Annotated in this window: 13 protein-coding genes; 7 read left to right on the forward strand and 6 right to left on the reverse strand. The window is 56.6% G+C overall.

What is annotated here, in order from left to right; all coding sequences use genetic code 11:
* Positions 1-94: 94 nt before the first annotated feature.
* On the reverse strand, positions 95-1,612 hold the full coding sequence (locus ACIOWL_RS08655) for an MFS transporter (RefSeq protein WP_400383620.1): 1,518 nt from the start codon (positions 1,610-1,612) through the stop codon (positions 95-97).
* 129 nt (positions 1,613-1,741) lie between these two features.
* Here ACIOWL_RS08655 and ACIOWL_RS08660 point away from each other — a divergent pair, with 129 nt between their 5' ends.
* Positions 1,742-2,296: a TetR/AcrR family transcriptional regulator gene (locus ACIOWL_RS08660; RefSeq protein WP_400383622.1), complete on the forward strand. Its 555-nt coding sequence runs from the start codon at positions 1,742-1,744 to the stop codon at positions 2,294-2,296.
* 17 nt (positions 2,297-2,313) lie between these two features.
* Positions 2,314-3,573 carry a CynX/NimT family MFS transporter gene (locus tag ACIOWL_RS08665; protein ID WP_400383624.1) on the forward strand — a complete coding sequence of 420 codons (1,260 nt, stop codon included), beginning with the start codon at positions 2,314-2,316 and terminating at the stop codon, positions 3,571-3,573.
* 17 nt (positions 3,574-3,590) lie between these two features.
* Here the strand turns inward: ACIOWL_RS08665 and ACIOWL_RS08670 are convergent, their stop codons facing one another.
* Both ACIOWL_RS08670 and ACIOWL_RS08675 read right to left on the reverse strand, forming a co-directional pair.
* On the reverse strand, positions 3,591-4,247 hold the full coding sequence (locus ACIOWL_RS08670) for a trimeric intracellular cation channel family protein (protein ID WP_400383626.1): 657 nt from the start codon (positions 4,245-4,247) through the stop codon (positions 3,591-3,593).
* 65 nt (positions 4,248-4,312) lie between these two features.
* A complete protein-coding gene (locus ACIOWL_RS08675) occupies positions 4,313-4,852 on the reverse strand; it encodes a DUF1697 domain-containing protein (RefSeq protein WP_400383628.1) in 540 nt (179 codons plus the stop codon).
* A gap of 74 nt (positions 4,853-4,926) precedes the next feature.
* Here ACIOWL_RS08675 and ACIOWL_RS08680 point away from each other — a divergent pair, with 74 nt between their 5' ends.
* Positions 4,927-6,882, forward strand: coding sequence for a prolyl oligopeptidase family serine peptidase (locus ACIOWL_RS08680; RefSeq protein WP_400383630.1), 1,956 nt, complete (start codon positions 4,927-4,929; stop codon positions 6,880-6,882).
* A gap of 20 nt (positions 6,883-6,902) precedes the next feature.
* Here the strand turns inward: ACIOWL_RS08680 and ACIOWL_RS08685 are convergent, their stop codons facing one another.
* The gene (locus ACIOWL_RS08685; RefSeq protein WP_400383632.1) at positions 6,903-7,298 is read right to left on the reverse strand and encodes an RNA-binding S4 domain-containing protein; all 396 of its coding nucleotides are present in this window, start codon (positions 7,296-7,298) and stop codon (positions 6,903-6,905) included.
* Between the two features lie 39 nt (positions 7,299-7,337).
* Entirely contained in the window at positions 7,338-7,661 is a 324-nt protein-coding gene (locus ACIOWL_RS08690) for a hypothetical protein (RefSeq protein ID WP_400383633.1), read from the reverse strand.
* A gap of 108 nt (positions 7,662-7,769) precedes the next feature.
* Here ACIOWL_RS08690 and ACIOWL_RS08695 point away from each other — a divergent pair, with 108 nt between their 5' ends.
* The 3 genes from ACIOWL_RS08695 to ACIOWL_RS08705 all read left to right on the forward strand — a co-directional run bounded on the left by ACIOWL_RS08695 (position 7,770) and on the right by ACIOWL_RS08705 (position 11,656).
* Complete coding sequence (locus ACIOWL_RS08695; RefSeq protein ID WP_400383635.1) at positions 7,770-10,202, forward strand: Tex family protein; 2,433 nt, start codon at positions 7,770-7,772, stop codon at positions 10,200-10,202.
* A gap of 144 nt (positions 10,203-10,346) precedes the next feature.
* Positions 10,347-10,844, forward strand: coding sequence for a ferritin (locus tag ACIOWL_RS08700; protein WP_400383636.1), 498 nt, complete (start codon positions 10,347-10,349; stop codon positions 10,842-10,844).
* A 164-nt stretch (positions 10,845-11,008) separates the two neighbouring features.
* Entirely contained in the window at positions 11,009-11,656 is a 648-nt protein-coding gene (locus ACIOWL_RS08705; RefSeq protein ID WP_400383639.1) for an SH3 domain-containing protein, read from the forward strand.
* A gap of 3 nt (positions 11,657-11,659) precedes the next feature.
* Here ACIOWL_RS08705 and ACIOWL_RS08710 read toward each other — a convergent pair whose 3' ends face one another.
* On the reverse strand, positions 11,660-12,325 hold the full coding sequence (locus ACIOWL_RS08710) for a LuxR C-terminal-related transcriptional regulator (protein WP_400383641.1): 666 nt from the start codon (positions 12,323-12,325) through the stop codon (positions 11,660-11,662).
* Positions 12,326-12,838: 513 nt separating this feature from the next.
* Here ACIOWL_RS08710 and ACIOWL_RS08715 point away from each other — a divergent pair.
* Positions 12,839-15,166, forward strand: a 2,328-nt coding sequence (locus tag ACIOWL_RS08715; protein ID WP_400384242.1) for a choice-of-anchor G family protein, incomplete at its 3' end; no start/stop codon positions are given.

Genomic DNA, 15,166 nt, shown 5'->3' on the forward strand with positions numbered 1-15,166 from the left:
TTGGAACTACACTGCCTAGCCTACGTGGTCAAAGGCCACTTTTGAATAACTTTGAAGCAATTTATCAAAAATTTGAGATATCGCCCCGAAACCTTCACTTAGCGGCCGGTTTGATGACTTTCATAACCATGAGCGCAGCGACTAGTGAGAGCACCGCTGCGATGCCTGAAGTGAACAGCACGCCATGGTCAAAAGCCTGCGCCGCTGACTCAAGCAACGCCTGCGCCGACGCGGGATCCAGTGTCTGCGCCACCTGATGCGCACCGCTGAGTGTTTCGCCCGCCTGAGCCGCGGAACTGGAAGAAACAACGGCCGGTACCTGCAGGTTCGAGCTGTAAACCGTGTTCAGAATGGTGCCCAGCACGGCCGTGCCCATAACTGTCCCGATCTCGTAGGCGGTCTCCGAGATAGCCGAGGCGGCGCCTGCCTTGGAGGCAGGGACGGCGGCTAGGGCCATGTCGTTGGATAACGTTTCGGTCATGCCGATGCCGATGCCCAAAACACAGAAGGCGGCCATCAACAAAACAACATTGGGGTTGCTGCCGGCGAAAATCACCATCGAGTAGGCGGCCACGGAGAACAGCAGGCCAACGATCATGATGTTCGGCGAACCGAAACGCTCGGATAGCGGAACTGAGAGCAAGCCGAAGCCCATGGTCAGCACCAATCCCGGAGTCATGAGCAGGCCGGCCTGGATCGGGCTGTAGCCGGCAATGAGCTGAAGGTGCTGCGAGACGAAGTAGATGAAACCGACCAGTGAGAACACACCGATGAGGTTCACGATCAACGATCCGGAGAAGCGGCCGTTGTTGAATAGCCGGACATCAATCATTGGCATCGAGGCGCCCAACTGGCGACGGACGAACGTCACGCCGCACACCACGGCCAAGGCCACAGCTGCCAGTGGAATGTACCAAGGTGAGCTGGAGAAGGTCTTGATCGCATAGGTGAAGGGCAGCAGGGTCATGATGATCAACAGGATCGAGATCGGGTCTACCCGGCCTGGGTTCGGATCCTTGGACTCGGGAACCAAGATGAGCCCGCCAATCAACAGCGGCAAGAGCATCGGTACGGCAATTAGGAAGACCGAACCCCACCAGAAGTGCTCAAGCAGTACCCCGCCGATGATCGGCCCGAGTACCGACCCGCCGGAAAATGCCGAAGCCCACACCGCGATGGCCGTGCGTCGTTCGGTGTCGTCGGTAAAGATGTTGCGGATCAATGACAAGGTGGCGGGCATCAGCATGGCACCGAAGATGCCCAACAGCGCGCGAGCCGCGATCAGCTGATTTGGGTCGGTGGCGAATGATGCCAGCGCGGAAACGATGGCGAACCCCGAGGCGCCGATCAGCAGCAACCGGCGGCGCCCGATTCGATCGCCCAATGAGCCGAACGGAACGAGCAGGCCGGCCAGGATCAACGGGTAGATGTCGATGATCCACAGCAACTGGGTGCCGGTGGGGGAGAGGGCTTCGGAAATCGCAGGGACCGCGAAGGTGAGCACGGTGTTGTCGATCGAAATCAGCAAGACCGGGAAGAGGAGCGCAACCAGCGCCGCCCAACGTCGCGGCTTGGACAGCGTTGAGGTGTGGTCGGAGAGTAGTGGGCCCATAGTTATCATCCTGAGAATTAGTTACGGGGCTTTGTGCCTGAACAAATCGTAACTATACCGTCCGGACGGTATAGTTACAATTCTTGGGTATGGTTGTATCCATCACCTCTAGCGATCGAACGGAGTCTCATGGCACGACCAGCAGCGGCGCGCGCTAAAGTTTTGGACGCATATATCTCATTGCTTTGCGAGGAGGGCGAGCGTGCGGCCACCCTGGAAGCGACGGCCACCCGGGCGGGAGTCTCCAAGGGCGGTTTGTTGTATCACTTTGCTTCGAAGGAAGCCTTGGCCGATGCGGTGATCAAGATGAGTGAGGATTTTGTCCGCATTGACCTGAATGATATGCGTGGAGCGGCCGAAGGCTCCGTCTCATACTTCATTCGGACCAGCGCCGAAGTAAACACCGAGCTGGATCGATTGTTAACCGCGCTGCAACGACTTGCGTATTCGGGTGTTGAAGCGGCTACCGAGCAATTGGCGAGCATTAATGAGCGCTGGTTTGAAGTACTCATGGAAGAAGTTGGTGACAAGAGCATCGCTCATCTGGTGATGCTGGTGGGCGAAGGGCTCTATGCTTATTCCGGAACTCCCGGGACATGGTACGAGCGCCACTTTGAAGGTAACCTCTCCCAGTTACTAGAGTTGGTTCCGCAACTGAAAAAGTTGAAAACCAACAACGAATAGACTGCGGAGAATTTTTGATGTCGAATGCCAGCCCTAAAACCTCATTCAAGGGAAGAATTGGGGCCCTGATTGGCATTCTGCTGATGGCGCTGTCACTACGCGCCGCGGTGGTCTCCGTGCCGCCGCTGTTGGCACGCATCCAGGATGACATCGAATTTACCGAATTCACCATTGGCCTGCTGGCCACTCTTGCCCCGATTGTTTTTGCCTGCTTCGGCCTGTTGACTCCGCGGCTGATCCGCGCATTCGGGCTGGAGAAAACTTTGATCTCCGCGGTCGTTCTGGCAGTTCTGGGACAAGTTGCCCGCGTGTTCACAACGGACGTTTATGCCTTTTTGGGACTCTCAGTCATTGCGCTGGCCGGGTACGGCATGGGTAACGTCGTTTTGCCGCCGCTGGTCAAAAAGTATTTCCCCGACCGTATCGGCCTGGTCACCAGCGGTTACGTCACCATGCTCGCCGTGGGCACCTGGATGGCTCCGCAGTTCTCGGTACCGCTGGCCAACGCCAGCGATTGGCAGATCTCCATTGGATCGTGGGCCCTGCTCTCGACCATTGTGCTGGTGCCGTGGATCATTCAATTACTGGCCGACCGCAAGGTCGACCGTCCCAATCAGCCAGCGCATGCTTCTGCTGGTGCAGCCGGAACCATCACCCGGATCAACCCCTGGAAATCCAAAGTTGCCTGGGGTCTGGCCATCTTTTTGGCCGGCAACTCCGCCCAGACCTATGTGTACTTCACGTGGCTGCCGCCCTACCTGCAAGACCGCGGGCTGAGCGAACTGAGTGCGGGAAATATGCTGGCGCTCTTCGCGATCCTCGGACTTCCTGTATCCCTGCTGGTTCCATTGTGGGTTCCCCGACTGAAAAACCCGATCATCGCAGTGCTCATTTTTACCGCATGCTGGGTTGCCGGCCACCTCGGGATCTACCTTTCACCCACCAGTGGCACGATTTTGTGGGTCTGCCTGGCGGGCCTTGGACAGGGAACCTTCGCCATCGCGCTGTTGATGATGAATTTGCGCTCACGCACCACCTACGGTTCCGGGGTGCTCTCCGGCTTTGCTCAAGGATTGGGATACGCGGGAGCCGGGATTGTCCCGTTGCTTTTTGGCGTGGTGCAGAAATCTAGCGGTTCGTGGGGGCCGGCCTTTGCCATGCTCGGTGTCTGTGTTGTCGTGATGCTCGTTGGGGCCATCATCATTAATCCCTCGCGAACCATTGAAGACAGTGTGCCCGGTGGAGGCAAAGCCGGCGGCTTGGAACGTATCGGCTGAGTTTGCGGTCAGACCGGTTAGAAATGGCGGCGTGGACCATCGCCAGTGGACGGCGGGGGTGCCTGGCGGTGCCAATGTCCGGCCGCCAAGGGAATACTCCACCCGAAACGAATCGACGCCAGCCGCAACACAAAGGTCAGCCCGGCAATGCCTGAACCTATCGCGACGTTCAATACGTCGAAATGCCAGGCTGCCGCGGTGAGGGTAGCGCCCAAAATGGCCGGAATTGCATAAATATCCCGGGGATTAAAGAGATCCGGGGTGACATTTGAAATGACATCACGCAACATTCCGCCACCCACGCCGGTAATCACGCCAAGCAGCACCGCTGTTACCGGGTTGACCTGATTCTCCAACGCCTTCATGGTGCCGGTCATGCAGAACAGTCCCAGACCAGCTGCGTCAAAGATCTGTACCAGACGGTGCAGCTTCTGGACGGCCGGGGTGAATGCGTAGACACATAACGCGGCCAACACCGGGGGCAGGAAGTAGATCGGATGCGCAAAGGTGGCCGGGGACTGATTCAAGATGAGATCCCGGACCACGCCACCACCGAGACCACAGACTCCACCGAGAAATGCCGAGCCGAGCATGTCGAACCCGCGCCGCGCCGCCATCAAGGATCCGGAGACAGCGAAAAAGAAAATACCAACAAGCTCGATAATGGTCAGCATTCACGGACTTTCGGTGAGATTTCGGCGGTGAAAATACAACGCTCAATTATTGCCCGTCAGGGAACCTAGTCGATAATCGCGGCCATTTTGACCAAGGTGTTGTGGTTCCTTGTCGTAATAACCCGCCGTCGGGCCTGTGCTGCCATGAGTTTGCCCAGGGCGTCATTGGTGCTTTGCCCCTTGCGAGCGGTCCAGCACAAGGATCTTCCCACTACGGCGATGCTTGATTCTGCGGTGAGCTGCGCGGCCAAGGCATAAAGTTCCTGCGCGTCTCTCTGCGATTCACATAACGTCAAATAGCAGTGGTGTTCGGCTGCCGGCCCGGGCAGATTCACCGCAAACGGTTTGGCCAGCTGCAGAATTTCATCTGTGGTGAAGACCAAGGTGGGGATTGGCCGTCCGTAGTGCGTGGCCAAAAGTGAATTGCAGTGAGCTTCCAGCTCGCCTCGCCCCTGACGAGCGGACTGAAGCAGCACGTTGCCGCTGGCAAGTAGCGTACGTACGTTTTGGTAGCCCTCATTGCTTAACAAGGCGGTCAAGTCCTTCATCAGCACCTTGACGCCACCGACGTTTACACCGCGGAGAAAAACCGCAAAAGTTGTCATGGGTTAATCCAAACCGAACAACTTTGAAGTTGTCGAGGGTCGTTTGGCGGCAAAAATCTGGATAGGATCAAAACATGCCTTCGAAACTGCCCTATGGATCCTGGCCCTCGACAATTTCCGCGCACGACGTTGCTGCGGGGACCAAGCCTCTCGGCGGTGCAAGCTTTCATGGTCAAAATATTATTGTCCAAGAAGGACGTCCTGCCGAAGGCGGGAGAATCACCCTGGTTTCCTACCCGATAGATTCGAACGGTGAACCAAGCGAGCTGATCAGCAAACCCTACAATGTTCGTTCTCGTGTTCATGAGTACGGTGGCGCGAGCTGGAAACTGATCAAGGGTCAGCTCCAGGACGCTATCGTTTTCAGTAACTTCAGTGACCAGCGAGTTTACCTGCAGCAATTGGGTCAGGTTACTCCCATTGCCCTGACACCAGACTCCCTGGTGAACGGACAACCGCAACTGCGTTTCGCAGAATTTATCGATGGTCCGGGTCGCACGGTCCTTGCAATCATGGAAGATCTGAATGGTGAACCGGTGCGCCATATCGTCCAGATCCCGTTGGACGGGTCTGCCGCTGAAGACGCGACCAGGATTCGGGTGCTCACCACACCGGCCCGTTTTGTGGCCGCACCGCGGCTGAGCCCTTCGGGCACGCAGCTGACGTGGATCAGTTGGGAGCACCCGAACATGCCTTGGGATGGCACCACATTGCACCTGGCCGAATTCACTTCACTGGGGCAGTTGCGCGACACGGTGATTGCCGGAGCCGAAGATATCTCGATCATGCAGCCCGAGTGGGTGGACGAGGACCGCATTGCCTTCATCAGCGATGAGTCCGGCTGGTGGAATCCCTACATTTACCAAGTCAGCTCGGCGCGTGCCACTCGTCTGGCGGATCGTGCGGCTGAGTTCGCCGGACCGCTGTGGCAAGTTGGAACGACCTGGTATGTTCTCGAAGACCAACGAACGCTGTTGTGCTCCTACGGAACTGGAACCACAAAACTGGCTCGCGTCCACGCGCTGACCGGGGGACTAGAAGATCTGGCTCTGCCCTTCACCCGGGTGCGCCCCTTGGAAGTTCGTGACGGTTGGCTGTTGGCCGGAACCTCCTCGATGACCTATGGCGAGCAAATCTCGCTGATCAATCTTGAGACCTTGGAATATCGAACGGTCGCCGGCTCCATCTCCAAGCTGCCGGACCCGGCCATGCTGCCGGAGGTTGAAGAATTTGAATGCTCCAACGAGGTTGGACAGTCGGTGCATGCCTTGTTGTACCGACCACGCCAGGACGGCTACACAGGAGAAGACGGCGAGCTTGCTCCCTTCGTCACCCTGGTGCATGGGGGTCCTACCGCGCAGGCCGCCCCCACCGTGAACGCAAGCATCGCCTATTACACCTCTCGCGGCATCGGCGTGGTCGACGTGAACTACGGCGGGTCGACCGGCTACGGACGTGAGTACCGGAACAGGCTCCGCGGGCAATGGGGCGTGGTGGACGTCGCGGACACCGTGTCGGTGATTAAAGCGCTGGTGGCCCGCAAGATTGCGGATCCTGCGCGAATCGGGATTGAAGGAGGCAGCGCAGGCGGCTGGACCGTGCTGAGCGCCTTGACCAACTCCAAGGTTTTCACCGCTGGTATTAGCCGCTACGGAGTCTCGGACCTCGTTGCCCTGGTCCAGGACACGCATGACTTCGAATCCCAATACATGTTCTCGTTGGTAGGACCGTACCCGGCGGCCGCCGATTTGTATGAAAAACGCGCGCCAATCAATCACGTATCCAAGATTTCTTGCCCGGTGTTGCTGCTGCAAGGTGACGAAGACCTGGTGGTTCCCCCGGCGCAATCGCAGGTTGTTGCCGACGCGCTGGCCACCCGGGGCATCCCGCATGCATATATCGTGTACGCCGGGGAACAGCACGGATTCCGCCAGTCGGAAAACATTATCAGCGCATTGGAGAATTCCTTGGCGTTCTACTCGCAGATATTCGGTTTCGAGACCGACGTGCCACCCATTGAGCTCTCCTAGCTGGTAGGAGACAAACCAGGTTAATCCTCGGGACTGATCCAGGAGGACCGCAAGCGATCCATTTCGCGGCGGTCCTTTTTGGTTGGACGCCCGGCGCCACGCTCGCGAATCGGAATCTGGGGCACGATGATTTTTTCGCGTGGTTCGCTGTGGTCGATATAGCACTTGGACGCCACGGCGGCGCTCATCCTTTTGCTGATCAGGCCGACCACTTCCAGCTCCCGGTCAAAACCGTTTTTGCGCACCCTGACACGGGACCCTGCAACCACTGGTTGCGCGGCTTTGGCCGACACGCCGTTCAGCCGGACGTGGCCTGCGCGGCAGGCGGCGGTGGCCTCCGAACGAGTTTTATAGACGCGGACAGCCCAAAGCCAGGCATCAATCCGTATTTTGCCGCTAGTTGGAATTTCGAGCATAAAAAGAGTCTAGATCAGAGGGCTGAAGCAACCAGGGTGTTATTGGTTTTCCGACGTTGCGTCGTCACAGGCCTGCACCAGGCGATCTTGGAGAGTGGTGGAGACCGAATCTCCCGAAGCGGCCAGGTCGTTGAGCACGTCCACAAGATCCTGCGGAAGGCCGCCACCCTCAACTGACCCCACCAGCGAGGTCAGTACACGCAATTCGCTGGCGTCGATTCGACCGTCCTGAATTGGCGCGCAAGCCTGGCGGACGATTTCTTTCGACGCAGCGTCTGTCAGCTGGCTCGCCGCCGAGCTCGCAGTATCCTGCACCACCGAGCACCCAGCACCGAACAGCGTCGCCGATGAGACTAGAAGCATGATTGCCGCGTTTCGAACGTGTACTTTCCCCATGGCAAATAAGCTTAGCGGTGAAGTTTTGGGATCCGCTGAAAGCTAGCCGAGTCGATCATCAGAACCGAATCCCTCATGGGGCACAATGGTTCGGTGAGTAGCGATCAGAAGAACAATGCAGTGAGCAACGCCACCGAGCAACGCATCATCGAGGTGCTGGCCCGGGAACTGTCCGTCGAATCAAAGGTTCAAGCGTGGCAAATCAAAGCTGCCATTGAATTGCTTGATTCCGGTTCGACGGTTCCATTTATTGCGCGCTACCGCAAAGAAGTCACCGGTATGCTCAGCGACAGCCAGTTGCGTCTGCTTGAAGAACGACTGCGTTACCTGCGTGAACTTGAAGACCGGCGGGTTGTCGTCCGGGATGCGATCACCGAAGCAGGCCAGCTGACCGAGCAACTTGACGCGGCGATCACCGCTGCGAGCACCAAGTCCGAGCTGGAAGACATCTACCTTCCCTTCAAGTCCAAGCGGCGCACCAAAGCCCAGATTGCCCGCGAAGCGGGGCTGGAACCTTTGGCAGATCTATTGCTGTCTGATCCGCAGACAGACCCGGCAACGGCCGCCGCCCACTATCTGAATGCCGAAGCGGGCTTCGGCACGGACGTCGATGTCCTCTCCGGCGCCCGTTCTATCGTGACCGAACGCGTTTCGCAAGATGTGGTGTTGGCCTCCGAACTGCGTGAGCGTTTATGGACAAACGGCAAGATCGGTTCCAGCCTTGTCCCCGGTGCATCCACCGAAGGCCAAGGCAAGTACTCGGACTACCTGGACTACGTGGCCGATCTGGACAACCTTCCGTCGCACCGGGTGCTTGCCTTGTTGCGTGGAGAGCGTGATGGAGTGCTCAACGTGCAATTGGCCGAGGCCGATCCACGCGATGCCGAGGCCGTTGACCAGGCTCGTGCAGGCTATGAAAACGCCATCGCCGCTTCCCTTGGCATCACCGCATCAGCGGATGCTCCAGCCGGCAAATGGCTGGCTCAAACGGTGCGCTTGGCGTGGAAAGCACGATTGCTCACCCGCTTCGAGTCAGACCTGCGCTCACGCCTATTCGAAGAAGCCGAAGACGCTTCGGTCAAGATTTTCGCCGCCAACCTGCGTGACGTATTGCTAGCCGCACCCGCCGGAAACAAGGCCGTTCTCGGCCTAGACCCGGGCTTGCGCACCGGCGTCAAAGTTGCGGTGGTTGACCTCACCGGCAAATCGATTGAAACCGCCACCATCTATCCGCACGCGCCGGCGAATAAATGGAACGAATCGGTTGCCATCCTGACCAAGCTGGCCCAGAAACACGGCACAACCTTGATCGCCGTGGGTAACGGCACGGCCGGACGCGAAACCGACCGGCTGGCTGCCGAGGTGATCAAGGCCCTGGGAACAACAAACGTCAGCAAGGTCATCGTCTCCGAAGCCGGCGCCTCGGTCTATTCCGCCTCGGAACTGGCCAGCCAGGAACTGCCGGGGATGGATGTGTCCCTGCGTGGAGCGGTCTCCATTGCCCGTCGTTTGCAGGACCCGCTGGCCGAACTGGTGAAAATTGATCCGAAATCAATCGGGGTGGGGCAGTACCAGCATGATGTCACCGCCTCAAAGCTCGACCGTGCCTTGGACGCGGTGGTGGAGGACTGTGTCAACGCCGTAGGCGTGGATGTCAACACCGCGTCTCCTGCATTGCTTGCCCGGGTGGCAGGTGTGGGTCCGCTGCTGAGCCGAAATATCGTTGAGCACCGTAATGCCAATGGCCCGTTCGGCACCCGCAAAGATCTGCTGAAAGTGCCGCGACTCGGTGCCAAAGCCTTTGAACAGTGCGCCGGATTCTTGCGGATCACCGGCGGCAAGGAAACACTCGACGCCTCATCGGTACACCCCGAAGCCTATGATCTAGCGAAGGCACTGCAGCAGGCGGCTGCAGAGCAAGGCCGTCGTCTTGAAGAGCTGAAGCCCGCGGACTTTGTGACCGAACAATTTGGTGAACCGACCATTCGAGACGTCGTGGCGGAGTTGCAGCGCCCGGCCCGAGACCCTCGTGGTGAATTCGTGACCGCATCCCTCAAAGAGGGCGTAGAATCGATCAGCGATGTTAAGCCGGGAATGATCATGGAAGGCACCGTGTCCAACGTGGCGGCCTTTGGCGCCTTCGTTGACCTCGGGGTGCACCAGGACGGTTTGATTCACGTTTCGGCGATGAGCACCAAGTTCATTTCTGATCCCCGTGAGGTTGTCAGTTCGGGGCAGATCGTGAAGGTTAAGGTGTTGGAAGTTGATACCGCACGTAAGCGGATCTCACTGACGTTGCGTTTGGATGATGAGCTGCCAACGGCAGGCGAATCAGCTAAACCCAGTAACCAGCGTGAGCGTGGCCCGCGTACCGGTGGGCAGAATGCACGGTCGGGACAACAACGCTCTGGTAACCGCGGACGGCCCGCTGGCGGATCGCGTGCAGAGGCTCCGGCGGGTGATACTGCCATGGCCGAAGCCTTGCGACGGGCCGGGTTGGGCAAGTAGCCAAACGATGTTCGCCTTTCCTTAGTTAGGTTAGTAGGAGCTACCTTAACGGGAGCCCAACTAGGGATTATTCCCTAATTCCAGTTTTACTAAGTGTGTCCAAACTTCGGTGACAAAGCAATTAAAGGGTCTTAGTCTAGAAGCATGGAACTTACAGGAAAACTGGCAGAAGCCTTCAACACACAGGTAACCCTCGAACTGACCGCTGCAACGGTGTACCGCCAGCTGGCCGTCGAAATGGACATCATGAGCCTTCCGGGCATTGCCGGCTGGTTCCGTGCCCAGGCAGCTGAAGAAATCGTTCACGCTGAAAAGTTCATTGATCACATGACCGACCGCTCGGCTCACCCGCAGATCGGCGAGCAGTCTGCACCAGCAGTCAACGTGAAGTCCGTTGCTGACGCATTCGCTGCATCCTTGGCACACGAGCAGAAGGTGTCCGAAGCAATCCGCGAGCTGTACCGTTTGGCACAGACCGAGGGAGATATCGACTCGATCCCACTGCTGCACTGGTTCATCGACGAGCAGGTCGAGGAAGAAGCAAGCGTGGGAGAGATCCTGGACCGCGTCAACCTCATCGGAAACGACGGCAGCGGACTGCTTCGTTTGGACTCGGAACTGGGTTCACGCAAGAACAGCTAGTACGCGGAAGAACCAACTTCTAAAAATGGAATAAACTTAGGGGAAGCGACACTTGTTGCTTCCCCTAAGTTTTCTTTTTTGAGGTGCTCGTGAATCAGATGGGTTATTCGCAGTCAACGGCTCGTACGTCGTCGGCCTCGCAGACGCATCGGACCACCGCACCGTTGAAATTGCGTAAGGGTGCTGGCCGACATTACCTGGTGCAAAGCCATCTGAATCAAGGCACCGAACTGACGATGGTCTCGGTTCATGGTTCTTGGGCCCACGTGTTAGTTCACAATGTTTATGGCTGGGTACCCAATATTTATCTCGAGCTGATCCCTACCGTGTTTGATGAGCCGGTAGTGAGCCAGTCCGAGGACGAACACGATGAACGAACCCTCACCCGATATTCATTGGTTGAAACGACTCACTCAACAACGGCGACACTTAACTTACGCAAGGGCAGTGGCACCGGATATCCGGTCCTGTTGGTGATTGACCAGGGAACTAAAGTTCGCTTGCTTGTGCAGCAAGGGCTATGGTCGCAGATCCAGTGCGGAAAACTCCATGGCTGGGTCCCGAGCATGTACCTGCATGAGTTGCCTGCGCGACCGGCAAAAGGCGGCTTGATGGCGGTGCCCAACCAACGCGCACTGACCACGATCGGACTGAACGCACGCCGCGGGCCGGGCGATCATTATGGTTTGGCTCGGATTCTTCAAGCCGACACCGCCGTGGTGATTGTCGCCAGGCAAGGTGCCTGGCGACAAATCGACCGCGACGGTGAGCAGATGTGGGTACCAGCTAGTCAGCTACGCACCGTTTATTAGGCGTTAGGCGATTTGCAGGTCATCCGAGGTAACAAGTCCAGACTCGGCGGCAATCACTGCAAGCTGGACCCGGTTGGTGACGGACAGATCGTCCATGATGCGTGCCAAATAGAGTTTTACAGAGCCTTCGCTGATGTGGATTGCTCGGGAAATCTGAACATTGGTTAGTCCAGCGGCTACCAAACTCACCAGCTGTCGATCTCGATCTGAGAGTGCGCGGACAATCGATTGGTTCTCCGTACGTTTCTCGTATCTGACAGGATATTCCCAACCATCGCTTGGCGGCGCGAACAACTGGTAGCCAGAAGCAACCATCCGAAGCGCACTTGGCAGTTCGGTATTGATTGAGCTCTTAGAAATGATTCCAGAGCTTCCCGCATCATAGGCTTGGGCGACTTCTTCACGGTTATACCGTGTAGCCATGACAACGATCTTGCTGGTCGGCGAGACGGCCATGAGCTGCTTGATTGATTGGAACAGGCTTTCGCCACTGAGCGATGTTTCCAACAAAAAGATGTCTGGTTTGCTCTGGGCGGCGTTTGCCAATGCTTCTGACATTGAACTAGCTATGTGCTCAATGACAATATCTTGTTGTGCTGTTAAAGCGCCCACAATTCCCGCGCGGGAGAAATGGTCGCTGTCGGCGAGGTGTACTCGAATTTCTGGCATTTGTGGGGCGTCCTTGGCGTGACTCTCGTAAATTCAGGCCTGCAGCACCTGCCCCTCACGTCCCCACGTGATTCCGTGCTGCAATTGAGTTCATTCTATAGCTACATGGGTAGGAAAAATGGCCTGTTTGTCATTTGTTTACTTCCCAATTGGCCAAGAGCACCTCGTCCGATTTTGTTGTGCAGCCGCAGATCTCTGTGAAAGTCCGGGAATACAGCGTTTTGAAGCATGCATGTTACCGGTCAGTTTGGCTCAAGAGCCATGATTAATAGCCAGTTGGACATAAGTTCTAGCCTGAATCTCCCATGAAATAGCTGAAAGAAACCTGTGTGTAAGGTCGTCTGAACCATAGTGTCGATGATGGGACATCTTTCAATTCGATGATTGACGCCCAAACACTATGGAGGAAATCTGGTGCAAACAAGACGTCTGCGACCATTGAATGGTGCGGAAACCCCGAAATCGCGAACTCCGAGGCGACTACTCGCTGGCGCTGTGGTCAGCAGTCTCTTTGTGGCTCCCTGCGTAACGACCGCTTTCGCGGCGCCAGCAGAGGATTCTGAAGCTTTTGGCCAGGTAATCAACGTAGATGCGTTGGGATTAGATGTAGCTAACGCCGGATACTCCTTCTCAAGCTTCCCAAGCGCCCCGAATACGCCGAACGGTGAACGGGACCAACTGACGTTGAGCGCGCTCGAAGGGCTCGTTGATTTGCAGCTGCCAACGCTCGACATCCCGGTCATAGGTGAAGACGGCTCCGGCCTGCTGGATCTGGGTCAGGCAGGTGTGCTGTCGTCGTTTTCAATAGCCGAATCAGCGACCAGCGCTAGATCTTCATCTGGCGTGCTGGACGGTAATGGAGCTTTGGCCCTCGACACCATTGATGGTGAACTTGCCACGGTCGATCTGACAAACCTGTTTGCGCAGCTGGGAGTGGCCGGCTTAACTGACCAAGTGATCAGTACTGCAAGTCTCGAACTCGGAGCGCTTGGATCGTCGGCAAAGCGGACCGATGGAAACGATCCCGAGTTGGACTACGGCCTGGCTAGCGCAACATTGGACTTTGAAAGTCCTGCTATCAAGGATCTCAGTGAGGCATTGACCGGTACGACAACTACGTTGGGTAACGCGGTCGACGGGATCGTTGGTGATGGAGGGCTGAGTTCGCAGATCGTCAGCGCGCTGAATCTTGCTAATGTGAATCTCTTTTTGGCTCAGGTTGGCGTGTCGAATGCTCAGCTTAGTATTGACGGAATTGACGGCGTCGTTGGTGTACTTAACGGCGTTCTTACCGAAGAGCTAGTTTCTACCACAGGTTTGGTGTCAATCAATCTTGGCGAAGGTACGATTCACGTAAATCTTGAAGAGCTGACCGGTGGCGACCTTAATGGGCAGCCGGCGGGTACCAAGCTACTCAGCGATGAGGTTGCTACACAGATCACTACAGAGTTGACTGCTCTTCTGGAAGGACTAACCGACAAGCTTGAGACAGCGCTGGACGATGTCCTATCGAACGCGACCTTTACCCTATCCGCAGACGTTGATGCGGTAGTTCTCGGAGCGGATTTGGTCAATGGCGGAATCAACCTCAGTGGGTCGCTAGCCGACTTGCTTACGGGAAGATCGGCCGGATTTGTTTCCGACAATGACTTAGTCCTACTGCAAGGATTGGGTGGCGGAATTAATGTAGGGAACCTGCTCACTACGGTGGTTGGGCTTGTTACATCAACAACTGCTCCAATTTTCTCAACCGTAAACGGGTTGATTAGTGGCTTGCCTGGCACAGTCGACGGTCTTGTCGGTGACGTGGTCGCTCCGGTTATCGACCAAGCGCTTGAGCCCTTGCTAGAAGGTGTTCTGGAAATCACCATAAACAAGCAGGGAACCATCCCGAGCGCCGAGATAACTGGCCCGGATGCCGATGCGATTGCTGTAGAACCAGCCCCCGAGGGTGAATTGAACTATGTCACAGCTCTATCCCTCGAGGTACTCCCGGGGTTGGCAGCAGGGGTTAGGGTTGATCTTGGAACTTCTGCCGTTCGAGCCGCTGCTGAGGCACCTGCCGAAGCACCGGTGGTAATTACGACGCCAGTACCCGATCAAGAATTTGCTGACGGCGATCCTGTAGTTGTGAGTGGCACCGGCGAGCCAGGCAAGACAATTACCGTGACGCTTGATGGTGATACTGCCAACGCCAAGACCGCACCCGTCGATGAGAATGGCGACTGGACTCAGACGTTCACTGCTGTTCCCGAAGGGCCGCACACAGTCGAAGCGACCGACGGAACGTCGACGGACGATGTATCGTTCTCCGTGACTCAAAACGCGGCTGAGAACACTGGTGACAACACCATAGAGAACACTGCGGATAATCAGGCTGACAACCAGGGTGACAACACCGTAGAGAACACTGCGGATAATCAGGCTGACAACCAGGGTGATAACCAGGGTGACAACACCGTAGAGAACACTTCGGATAATCAGGCTGACAACCAGACTGATAACCAGGGTGACAACACTGTAGAGAACACTTCGGATAATCAGGCTGATAACCAGACTGATAACCAGGGTGACAACACTGTAGAGAACACTTCGGATAATCAGGGTGATAACCAGACTGATAACCAGACTGATAACACCGTAGAGAACACTTCGGATAATCAGGCTGACAACCAGGGTGAGAACACTGGTGATAACACCGCTGTAAACACTTCGGATAATCAGGCTGACAACCAGGGTGATAACCAGGGTGAGAACACTGGTGATAACACCGCTGTAAACACTTCGGATAATCAGGCTGACAACCAGGGTGATAACCAGGGTGAGAACACTGGTGAGAAC

The sequence above is a fragment of the Glutamicibacter sp. NPDC087344 genome (assembly GCF_044744225.1).
Classification (GTDB): Bacteria; Actinomycetota; Actinomycetes; order Actinomycetales; family Micrococcaceae; genus Glutamicibacter.

Excerpts from the sequence above, each read along its gene's own strand:
- ACIOWL_RS08655 (WP_400383620.1), bottom strand. The coding sequence starts at position 1,612 with ATGGGCCCACTACTCTCCGACCACACCTCAACGCTGTCCAAGCCGCGA.
- ACIOWL_RS08660 (WP_400383622.1), top strand. The coding sequence starts at position 1,742 with ATGGCACGACCAGCAGCGGCGCGCGCTAAAGTTTTGGACGCATATATC.
- ACIOWL_RS08665 (WP_400383624.1), top strand. The coding sequence starts at position 2,314 with ATGTCGAATGCCAGCCCTAAAACCTCATTCAAGGGAAGAATTGGGGCC.
- ACIOWL_RS08670 (WP_400383626.1), bottom strand. The coding sequence starts at position 4,247 with ATGCTGACCATTATCGAGCTTGTTGGTATTTTCTTTTTCGCTGTCTCC.
- ACIOWL_RS08675 (WP_400383628.1), bottom strand. The coding sequence starts at position 4,852 with ATGACAACTTTTGCGGTTTTTCTCCGCGGTGTAAACGTCGGTGGCGTC.
- ACIOWL_RS08680 (WP_400383630.1), top strand. The coding sequence starts at position 4,927 with ATGCCTTCGAAACTGCCCTATGGATCCTGGCCCTCGACAATTTCCGCG.
- ACIOWL_RS08685 (WP_400383632.1), bottom strand. The coding sequence starts at position 7,298 with ATGCTCGAAATTCCAACTAGCGGCAAAATACGGATTGATGCCTGGCTT.
- ACIOWL_RS08690 (WP_400383633.1), bottom strand. The coding sequence starts at position 7,661 with ATGCTTCTAGTCTCATCGGCGACGCTGTTCGGTGCTGGGTGCTCGGTG.
- ACIOWL_RS08695 (WP_400383635.1), top strand. The coding sequence starts at position 7,770 with ATGGGGCACAATGGTTCGGTGAGTAGCGATCAGAAGAACAATGCAGTG.
- ACIOWL_RS08700 (WP_400383636.1), top strand. The coding sequence starts at position 10,347 with ATGGAACTTACAGGAAAACTGGCAGAAGCCTTCAACACACAGGTAACC.
- ACIOWL_RS08710 (WP_400383641.1), bottom strand. The coding sequence starts at position 12,325 with ATGCCAGAAATTCGAGTACACCTCGCCGACAGCGACCATTTCTCCCGC.